Origin of the sequence: uncultured Methylovirgula sp., from assembly GCF_947646745.1 — a bacterium.
Lineage (GTDB): Bacteria > Pseudomonadota > Alphaproteobacteria > Rhizobiales > Beijerinckiaceae > Methylovirgula.
The window spans coordinates 1-9,191 of the sequence record NZ_CANSHK010000065.1 but is presented as its reverse complement, the minus strand read 5'-3'; the positions used below and the strand labels follow the sequence as shown (position 1 = coordinate 9,191).

Genomic DNA, 9,191 nt, shown 5'->3' with positions numbered 1-9,191 from the left:
TCCATCGCATCATGAAGAAGCTGAAGGTCCAAAACCGAACGCAGGTCGCTATCTGCACGGCTCTTTGACCGGAAGGACTCGGCTTCAATTCCGATTGCGGGCCCGAAACGTTTGGCGCTTTGGGTCAATTGAGAGAGGCGTTTTTTGTCCTTCCGCTGCAGCGAAACGTCCGCAGCGATCAGATTTTCAAGCGTTCGAATCGATTTAAGAGGAATGAACTGCCATGGCGAAGAGCCCGATTTCTGCTGGCTTCGGCAACGCCGAACGGACGGAGCTACTTAAATCAATGGGCCGTTCACTTTCCCTTTCGCGGCTCTATGGCGCATCGAAAGGTCATAACTCGCCTCAATATAAAATGGCGGATAATTTGCGCGCCGCAATCAGGGCGCTGGCGACCGATCTGACCGATGATCCGTATTACTACGGCGACCAGGTCGAAATCGAGCAATTCGCTGATCAAGCCGAGCGCCAGTGATCCGGGTTCATCTTGTCGTTCAGATGGCGCACACGCGCAACCAACGGACGATGACCGTTCTTTTTCGCCCAGGCGATGGCTTGGTGCTGTGTCGTGCGCGTGACTAGAATACAGTCAGCACCGTCTTCCACCACATAATCATCAATCCGCGTTCCTTCGGGACGCCCCTTGGGCCGCGCCTCAATATAGACGTTCGGCATAACAACCCCATAATATAATTTGCACCTAAAAATCGACGCGCTGCGAAATGCATGCCGGCGCTCCACGGCGCGACGGATTGCGCAATGTTTCGCCGCGAATCTTATAGCACGGCCGGCGCGGACATATCGATGGCATCTGCAACGACACACGCAAGTTTTGTCGATGCAAAAAAGCCCTTTGGCGCCCACGGGCAAAATTCCCACGCCGCAAAATCTTTGGCACCAGAGGGCTGGGCAAGAAAACGAACACCGGCTAAACCTGCCGCGCGCTGTCCCCACCGCTGTCCCCACCCTTGATCCCTCCCCTATGTCAGCCTTCTCTCATCGCGCGCTTATCTTGGCTACGCCGCTGCTGCTCGCGGCCTGCGCGACAAACGTCGCGACACCGACGGCCGCACCGCCGCCTAGCGTGCCGTCCCTGAGCGCGGGCGCAAGGGAGCGTGCCGCGCGCCAAGTGCATGTCGATCCGGTTGAAGCCGCCCGCTTGATCTCGCAATATCGCGAGGCGCAAGGCCTCGGTGCCGTCACGCCCGATCCGGTCCTGCAAAAATTGGCGCAAGCGCAGGCGAACGCCATGGCAGCCCATAATGTTCTCAGTCACACGATCGCCGGCACGCTTACCGAGCGCTTCGATGCCGCGCATCTTGCGCAAGCCACCGCCGTCGAAAATGTCTCGGCCGGATATTTTTCGCTGCCCGCGGCGCTGGACGGCTGGCGCAATTCGCGAGCGCACAATGCCAATCTGATAGCACCCAAGATGAGCCGCCTTGGTATTGCGACGGCCTATGCCCCCGGCACCCGCTATCTCGTCTTCTGGGCGCTTGATATGAGCAATTAACGGCGCCATCGAGGGGCGGCCGCGACGGGAGCGTGCCTAGGCGGAGGCAGCAAAAGTAATGAATTTATGGCCTGAATAGTTGACCGCCGCGCCGACTGCGATCGCGGCCGCGTGACCGGCCGCTAAGGCAAATGATTCTGTCGCGCCGCTCTTGGCGATGAGCGAAGCGAATTCGGGCGCTACGACGATGACGACGATGGCGCCTGCCGCATTAACGGCGATAAATCGAACGATCTGGCTGGCGAGCGGTATCGTCGTGGGCGCGAAAACCCAACGGCTATAGAGCGTAAAACCGACGACCATTCCGATGGCATAAGCAATCGCCACGGCAATATCGAATGGCAGGATTGTCGATAAAGGAAAGCGTATCAGCCAATTGACTAAAGCGGCGAAACCGCCGGCGATCAAAAATCTCAGGCCATGCCCTGACGATCCTTGTCCGGAAAGACTGTCCGCCAATGCGCGCAATCGAAACCGGCCGGAGATACTTTGTGCATCCATATCCATATCGCGCATCCTAAACCAATGCCGCGACAAATAAGGCGACCATGATCCCTCCATACAGAAGGCTCGCCTTATCCTTGAGCGCGAATGCGACGGGATCATCGTATAACTCGCCGCGGTGGCACAGGAGCCAGATTCGCGCGAGCCATAAAAAGAGGACGATCGGAAATCCCCAAAGGAAATAGGGTTGCTTATAAAAACCCGCTGGGAAGGCTTCCTCGACAAGATAAATGACCATCACCAGGATTGTCGCAAGCATCGCTCCGACACCGACTGCCAGAACGAGCTCGCGATCATCGGCACGGTAGCCGCGTCCTGGCGTCTCCTGCAGCCCATGCGCGACCATACGGGTGATCTCCGTCTGCCGCTTGGCGGCGGACAGCGACAGAAAAATAAACATCGAGAAGACGAACAGCCACGGCGAGAAGACGACATGGCTGACGATAACGCCGAGACCGAGGCGAATCGTGAAAAGCGACGCGAGAACGAAAATATCGACAAGCGGCTGGCGTTTGAGCCATACGGAATAGGCCAGGCTGATACCGAGGTAGAGCGCCAGGACGAAGACGCAGGCGGTGCCGATAAGCGCTGCAATTCCAAAGGCGCACAACCCCGCGGAGACAGCGAAGGAAATCGCAAAAGCGACGGACAGATCTCCGCTCGCAATCGGCCGTGACTTCTTCGACCAGTGCCGCCGGTCTTCGGAAAGATCCGAAAGATCGTTGAGAACATAATTCGCTGAGGCAAGCAGACTTAACGCCAGGAACCCCCCGAGAGCGCAGAGCCAGGCCGTCGGATCATGCGCTTTGCCGCCGAGGACGAGCGGCACGAAAACAAGCGCATTCTTCGCCCATTGGTGCAGCCGTAAACCGCGGCGAAGCGTCCGAAAACCCGCGGGCTTTGTCGGAAAAACCGCAGCGAGACTGGTTCGGTTGCGGATTTCCCGCTCCAAAGCGGCGGAGTGGCCGACAAAAATAGCCGCGATGGCACGGCTCCAGACGGGGAGATCGGCCTTCGAATCGCCAGCGTAGACAAAACCATCCGGAAATCGCGCGGCGACAGCTTCGGCCTTGGCCGCAGCTTTGAGGTTTTGCCCCTCCGACGTCGCGATGAGCTCTTGGATGAAGGGAAACCGGCGTTGGATTCTTTCGGCGATCGTATAATCAGCCGCCGTCGCCAGCACGATTTTGCGGCCGCGCGCGGCCTCCTTCTCAGCCAGCGCGACGAGCCCCCGGCGAGCCGGAAAGAAAGCCGCATCGTCGTCCGTTACGGCTTCCGCCACGCGGTGTTTCACGATAGCGCGTCCGGAGAAGATCCAGCCCGGCACTTTCCAAGCTTCCGCCGGCCGGCGCCTGAGAAACAAGAGCAGCGATTCATGAAAAGTATCCGTGGCCAGAAGGGTCTGATCGAGGTCGATGACCAAAGGGATTGCCAGATCGTGATCCAGCATGACCCCACTCTCGCTGCACGCGTCGTCAAAGTCCGGCTTGGTTTGCATGGAAACGTTGCGCAAAGACTTGCTCGAGCGATTGAATGGGCCTCATGGCGGAAATTCCATTCGGGCTCGCGCCGACCACTTCGTGTCTTAGACGGCCACCCTATACATCTCAAATTATAATCAACGTTAACCCTACTGGCTTTCCGCTTCGGCGGAAACCAATGATATTGCAGACACCTTCACTACCAATTTACTTCGCAATGCCAGTTTCGGCGCTGTTCGGCTGCCTGAGAACAGGCGCATTACACGACGAATTCGTTTTCGTTCCTGGCGTCATTATAGACAATTTTTGCCGAAAGGGATCATGTCCGAAGCGATTGCAATACGGTCCAAGAACGGCGACAGCGGCGTTAGGAACGCACGTGTTCGACTGATCGCCGTCGCTGTCGCGGTTGGGGTAACGCTTGCCGCCGCAGCAATGCTTTTCGCCGTGAAGCATGTGCCTCTAGGTCATTATGCCGGCGACTTCGTTGCGATCCTCGATGGCGGCTATCGCATTGCGCAGGGCCAATGGCCGCACCGCGATTTTTCGGTGCCGCATGGCGCCTGGCCGCTCGTCCAGGGCTGGATTGCGCTGAAGCTTTCGACTTCGATCGCACCGTTTCTTACCTATCAAATGACGCAATGGCTGACCGCGCTGCCACCTGCGCTCTATCTCGCGAGCAGACAGACAAGCGCCTGGCGCGCAGTCTATATCGTGGGGGTCGTCGCGGTCGCCACGCTCTTTCCGTTTCTCTTCGGAAATGAAAGCGCATCTGATTTCGACTATTACGGGGGTTACAACCGGCTCACCGCCGCGCTGCTCTTTCTCAGCTTTGTCTGGGCGGTGACGCCACTGCGGCGAAATTGGGCGGCGGCAAGCATCATAGCCTATTTGCTCCTCGCAATGTTCGCGACGAAAGTCACGGGATTCGTGGTGGGCCTCGGCGTCTTCGGACTGATGGCCATCCTGTCGCCAGTCAAGCGAAATCTCGCGTTGCGCGCCGGCGTCATTCTCTTGCTGGTGATTGCCGCGCTGGAGATCACGACACACTTGCCAAGCGCCTACATCCACGACATCCGCACGATGGCCGCCCTCAACAAAGGCGGCATCGCCTATGCTGCCCTATCCGTCATTCTAAAATCCTTGCCCGGACTGTTGGCGCTCGGCGTCCTTGCTTTTTTCGTCGCGCCAAGAAGCGGGCATGCGGGAGGCGCTTTTCGCGCACGCCCCATCGTTATGATGCGAAGCTGGCGCGCTCCCCTGCTCATTGCGTTGATCACCCTTGGTACATTGGCGTCCGAGAGCCAGGACACCGGCGGCCTGCTGCTGGTCGCGGCGACGGCTCTGCTGTTGGCACCGCTTCCACGGCTGCGGACGTCGGCCGCAGGCATTGCCGCAGCCAAGGCGGGGATAGCCTTCGCCATTCTAGGGCCTTGGCTCGGCGGCGTTATATATTCTACAGTTTGGATTGCGGTTCGCGACGCGCCTCATGCTCGCATCGATGCGGCCGTAGCGCGCCTCTTGCCGGGCACTGTCGTCGCGCCCGAGACTCTCGCGGTCGCCAATGACCTCAAACGCATTTCGAACGAACCACATCCGCCGCAGGCTTTTTTCGCGGCGGCGCCGATTTTGAACGAGGCTGCCTTTGTCGATCTCGCTCAATCGGTGGACGAAGCCGCCGATGCCGCGCGCAGGCAAAAATTTGTGACGGGTTCGACGCGCGTGATGACGATTGCAAGTGTCGATTATTTCGCACGCATCCTCGACGCCCGCTCGCCGATCGGAACCAATCTTTGGCAGCAGACCGGACGCACCTTCGGCTCGCCTTCGGTGGCGGATATGCAATATTATCTGCGTAACGTCGATGCCGCCTTCATGCGCCGTTGCAACGCCGACAAAAGTTATTCCGATCTCGATCAGCTTTTTCGACCGGCCCTCGAAGCCAGCTTCGTCGAACACGATCTGACCGCGTGCTGGGCGATCTGGATACGCAATCGAAGCTGATGCTTTTGAGGGCGCGATCCTATCCGCTCGACCTTTTGTTCGCGGCCTCAATTCAATCTTCAAGACCCATGAGCCGATAACCGACCTGAAGCTCTGTTATGAAATGTTTCGGTCGTGCCGGATCATCTTCCAATTTCTGTCGAAGATTGGCCATGTAGATGCGGAGATAGTGCAGACGGTCGGCGCAGCCGGTTCCCCAGACGTCTTCGAGCAATTGGCGATGGGTTAAAACTTTTCCTTCGCCTTTTGCGAGCGCGGCCAGCAGGCGAAATTCGGTTCTCGTCAGGTGAACGAGCGCATCTCCCTTGCTCACCTCACACGTGGCCATATCGATTCGAACATCGCCAAAGCGAAGCCGGGGCGATGCGCTCCCCGCTGGATTTATGCGGGCAATTCGACGAAGCTGTGCGCGCACACGCGCCAAGAGCTCGGGAACTCCGAAAGGTTTGGTGAGGTAATCGTCGGCCCCCGCATCAAGCGCCTCGACTTTCTCCCTTTCGTGCTCCCGCGCCGAGAGGACCACGATTGGCACCTCCGACCACGACCGAAGCTCGCGGATCAAGTTCTTTCCGTCGCCATCGGGAAGCCCGAGATCCACGATGACCAATTCCGGATCGCGGCAGGCTGAATCGATCAGGGCGGCCTCGACGGAATCGGCTTCATTGATAGTCATTCCGCCTTTTTCGAGGGCGATTTTAACGAAGCGACGAATATGCGCCTCGTCTTCGACGATCAGAATGCGCGGTTTATGCATCGTCCATCTCAAATTTTGGCGCCGAACCACGTGGCAAGCAAATCTCAAACCGCGCTCCGGACGGTTGGTTTGGTGCGGCTCGAATTGTGCCACCGTGGGCGGCAATGATGTTGCGGCATAGTGCGAGACCGAGCCCGACCCCCGAAATCGCCGATTCCATCTTCCCCCGGGTGAATGGCTCGAACAATCGTTCCGCATCGCCGGGCGGAAGTCCGGGTCCATTATCCTCCACAAAACAGCAAATCGAATGGTCGTCGGCTTCCGCCCCGATCGAAATATCGGCGTCCTTGGCGGCATATTTTAGCGCATTATCCAAGAGATTGAACAGAACGCGTTCGAACAAATAAGCGTCGACCTCGACCAGCGGTAGGTCGTTCGGGAAACGCGTCCTGATCTGATAATTCGTAAGTGCCGGAGCCAGCCGGTTGAGGGTGATGCCGGCGATTTCTTCGACCGAATGCCATTGCTTGTCCAGCTTCACCCCGTCGCCTTGGATGCGCGCGAGATCGAGGAGGTTGGTGACCAATTGTTGTAATTCTTCCGCCTCGTTGCGAATTGCTCCGGCGATTTCTGTCCTGTCGTTTGCCGAAAGCCCCTTGGTTGTTTCTAGTGTTTCCGCAAGGCCGTGAATGACGGTCAGAGGTGTTCTCAGGTCATGCGATATCGCTGAGAGAAGCGAATTTCGCAATCGCTCGCCTTCCATGCGGACGAGGGTCTGCTGGAAGATGTCGACGAAGTGGATTCGCTCTAACGCCAACGCAATCGAAGAGCAGCAGGCATCGAGAAAGCGTCTTTCATCGTTTCCCAAAACAGATTGGCTCCGCGGCCTTATGGCCAGCACGCCCCTGCAGCGGATCGGCGCCTTCAAAGGCAGGCACAATACGCTTGCGTCACTGAGCGATTGCGCGCCAGCGCCGGCCCGAAGAACGTGATCATAAGCCCATTGTGCGACGTGCAGGTCGCCAAACTCGCCGGTCGCGTACGGCTGAAGGCGCTCGTCCGCGTCGGGCAATAGCAAGATGACCTCGGCGTCAAATAAAGGCGCAAACGTCTCTGTGCAGATTGCCGCGATCTGTTGGATTTTGCTTGCGCCCGAAAGATCGTTCGCGACGCGCGCCACGGCGGTTTCGCGGCGCTCCCCGGCGCGCGCAATCTTGGCGTCCAACCGAAGCCTGCCGCCAACGTCGCTGGCGATCAGCGCCATAAGAACAAACAACGCGAATGTGAAAAAGTATTGAGTGTCGGTGATCGCAAAAGACAGCCGTGGCGGGATGAAGAGAAAATCAAAGCCCACAACGCTTAAAAAGGCCGACCAAAGCCCTGCGAGGCGTCCCCATCGGAGAGAAGCCATCACCACTGTCAATATGAAGAGCGCGACTAAATTCGGCGCATCAAATACTCGGAATAAGCAAATCGCGAGCAGCGTTGTCAGCGCGCAGGCAATGGTCGTCAGAGTCAGTGCGCGCACGTGAGGAATTTCCCCCAGCGTGTCGATCAATCGCCTCATGATTGCTGGGGAGCTCAGAGAGATCTCCATGCCCATGCCCCGGATTTGGCCGCACCTCAATGTGTTCGCTTTAAGTGCGCCCGTTGCCGTCCATGTCGAAACGCTACCTTGTCCATCGGATCGTTATGTGGTCCAGATCCCGCACCTTTCGACGCAAGGTGTTGCGATTGAGTCCGAGCAGCTTTGCAGCTCGAATTTGGTTTCCCCGTGTGGCCGAAAGAGCGGCCGAAATGAGAGGCTGTTCCAAATCTTCGAGGATACGCCAATAGAGACCGTCGGCTGGAAGTTCCGGATCGCATTCGTCAAATAGGTCCGCCAAATATTGCGCCACAATCTGGCGAAAGCCACTTAAATTCTCTCCGCCCGCCAGATGATTCGTGTCGATAGCCTTGCCGTGCGACAGCTCTTGAGCGACGATTTGAGGCGTTACCGATGTCTGAGGATAGAGAGCGACGAGCCTCCAGGCAACGCTCTCCAATTCTCTAAGATCCCCTGGCCAATCGTATCGCCTTAAACATTCGATCGCCTCCGGTCCGATGTCCTTGCGAGGAAGGCCTTCGCCCGCCGCGCTGGCGAAGAAAAAACTGAGGAGCCGATCGACATCATTCGGGCGACTGGAAAGCGGTGGAATGCGAAAAGGGATGACGCTTATCTCGAAAAATAATTCTTTGAGAAACCGCTTCTCCTCTAAGAGCGAAGAAATATCCCTCTTAGACGCCGAAATGAGTCGCACACCATCTGAGCGACTGTTTAAGCGTTCGTTCGAGAATGTCTGTAAAAGTTGGAGAAGCCGGAATTGCGAGGGCGGAGGCAGTTCGCCGATTTCGTCCAAAAACAGCGTTCCGCCACGCGCCCGTTTAAGCGCCCCCGAGGGCATCTCTTGGAAGGGCGTGACATCTTCACCGAAGAGCTCGGCTTCGAGGGCATCCGCCGGAATCAATCCGGCATTCAGAATCACAAATGGCCCCTGAGATCGAGGGCTACAATTATGCAGCGCTCTGGCGATAACCTCCTTCGCGCGCCCGCTACCGCCGCTGATCATGGCAGGCAGATCTGAACGTCCCGCCTTCTCCAGTGTTTCCGGCGCGCAGCCTGCGAACGCCGCTGCGTCAATTAAGTCTTCGCTGACAAGGCATTTCCTTGTTTGCGCCGTGCTCATCGGTCATCCGAACCTACGATTTAGTAGCTTAGGCGCTGGCGGCGAACGCCCCCGTTTTCGGTTATTCAGCGACAAGAGCTGCTCCAAAAAGGATGCTGGCTACCGCAGAGCCAGCACAAGTTGGGGCCATGCCGTCGCGGCCGAAACTTACGGCCGCAACGGATCCAGTACCTTGAACCGCTATGTCACGCTTCCTTCGATCGCGGGTTTGCGACGGTCTTCCATCTTTCGGTACCAATAGAGCGGCAGGTAGGCGAGCAAGGTGACCC

9 protein-coding genes are annotated in these 9,191 nt (G+C 57.8%); 3 read left to right on the top strand and 6 right to left on the bottom strand.

The features are described from left to right. The first annotated feature begins 223 nt into the window (after positions 1-223). Positions 224-475 (top strand): hypothetical protein, encoded by a 252-nt coding sequence (locus Q0025_RS14370; RefSeq protein WP_297300305.1) that lies wholly within the window; start codon positions 224-226, stop codon positions 473-475. Here the strand turns inward: Q0025_RS14370 and Q0025_RS14365 are convergent. Next, positions 457-675, bottom strand: coding sequence for a hypothetical protein (locus Q0025_RS14365; RefSeq protein WP_297300304.1), 219 nt, complete (start codon positions 673-675; stop codon positions 457-459). The two genes, Q0025_RS14370 and Q0025_RS14365, sit on opposite strands and share 19 nt — an antisense overlap. A 337-nt stretch (positions 676-1,012) precedes the next feature. Between Q0025_RS14365 and Q0025_RS14360 the strand changes: the two genes are divergently transcribed. Next, positions 1,013-1,513, top strand: coding sequence for a CAP domain-containing protein (locus tag Q0025_RS14360; RefSeq protein ID WP_297300303.1), 501 nt, complete (start codon positions 1,013-1,015; stop codon positions 1,511-1,513). A gap of 36 nt (positions 1,514-1,549) precedes the next feature. On the opposite strand, the gene Q0025_RS14355 is transcribed toward Q0025_RS14360, so the two are convergent. Both Q0025_RS14355 and Q0025_RS14350 read right to left on the bottom strand, forming a co-directional pair. Continuing rightward, positions 1,550-2,119 carry a GtrA family protein gene (locus Q0025_RS14355; protein ID WP_297300302.1) on the bottom strand — a complete coding sequence of 190 codons (570 nt, stop codon included), beginning with the start codon at positions 2,117-2,119 and terminating at the stop codon, positions 1,550-1,552. After that, positions 2,031-3,467 carry a UbiA family prenyltransferase gene (locus tag Q0025_RS14350; protein WP_297300301.1) on the bottom strand — a complete coding sequence of 479 codons (1,437 nt, stop codon included), beginning with the start codon at positions 3,465-3,467 and terminating at the stop codon, positions 2,031-2,033. Before Q0025_RS14350 ends, Q0025_RS14355 begins: the two co-directional genes overlap by 89 nt. Before the next feature lie 478 nt (positions 3,468-3,945). Here Q0025_RS14350 and Q0025_RS14345 point away from each other — a divergent pair, with 478 nt between their 5' ends. Continuing rightward, on the top strand, positions 3,946-5,502 hold the full coding sequence (locus Q0025_RS14345) for a hypothetical protein (RefSeq protein ID WP_297300300.1): 1,557 nt from the start codon (positions 3,946-3,948) through the stop codon (positions 5,500-5,502). A gap of 52 nt (positions 5,503-5,554) precedes the next feature. Here Q0025_RS14345 and Q0025_RS14340 read toward each other — a convergent pair whose 3' ends face one another. From Q0025_RS14340 to Q0025_RS14330, 3 genes are all read right to left on the bottom strand, one after another. Beyond that, positions 5,555-6,256 carry a response regulator gene (locus Q0025_RS14340; protein ID WP_297300299.1) on the bottom strand — a complete coding sequence of 234 codons (702 nt, stop codon included), beginning with the start codon at positions 6,254-6,256 and terminating at the stop codon, positions 5,555-5,557. Then, on the bottom strand, positions 6,249-7,754 hold the full coding sequence (locus tag Q0025_RS14335) for an ATP-binding protein (protein WP_297300298.1): 1,506 nt from the start codon (positions 7,752-7,754) through the stop codon (positions 6,249-6,251). The genes Q0025_RS14340 and Q0025_RS14335 overlap by 8 nt, the downstream gene beginning before the upstream one ends. Positions 7,755-7,866: 112 nt before the next feature. Beyond that, the gene (locus Q0025_RS14330; protein WP_297300297.1) at positions 7,867-8,922 is read right to left on the bottom strand and encodes a sigma 54-interacting transcriptional regulator; all 1,056 of its coding nucleotides are present in this window, start codon (positions 8,920-8,922) and stop codon (positions 7,867-7,869) included. Positions 8,923-9,191 lie beyond the last annotated feature (269 nt).

Excerpts from the sequence above, each read along its gene's own strand:
- Q0025_RS14370 (WP_297300305.1), top strand. The coding sequence starts at position 224 with ATGGCGAAGAGCCCGATTTCTGCTGGCTTCGGCAACGCCGAACGGACG.
- Q0025_RS14365 (WP_297300304.1), bottom strand. The coding sequence starts at position 675 with ATGCCGAACGTCTATATTGAGGCGCGGCCCAAGGGGCGTCCCGAAGGA.
- Q0025_RS14355 (WP_297300302.1), bottom strand. The coding sequence starts at position 2,119 with ATGATCCCGTCGCATTCGCGCTCAAGGATAAGGCGAGCCTTCTGTATG.
- Q0025_RS14350 (WP_297300301.1), bottom strand. The coding sequence starts at position 3,467 with ATGCTGGATCACGATCTGGCAATCCCTTTGGTCATCGACCTCGATCAG.
- Q0025_RS14340 (WP_297300299.1), bottom strand. The coding sequence starts at position 6,256 with ATGCATAAACCGCGCATTCTGATCGTCGAAGACGAGGCGCATATTCGT.
- Q0025_RS14330 (WP_297300297.1), bottom strand. The coding sequence starts at position 8,922 with ATGAGCACGGCGCAAACAAGGAAATGCCTTGTCAGCGAAGACTTAATT.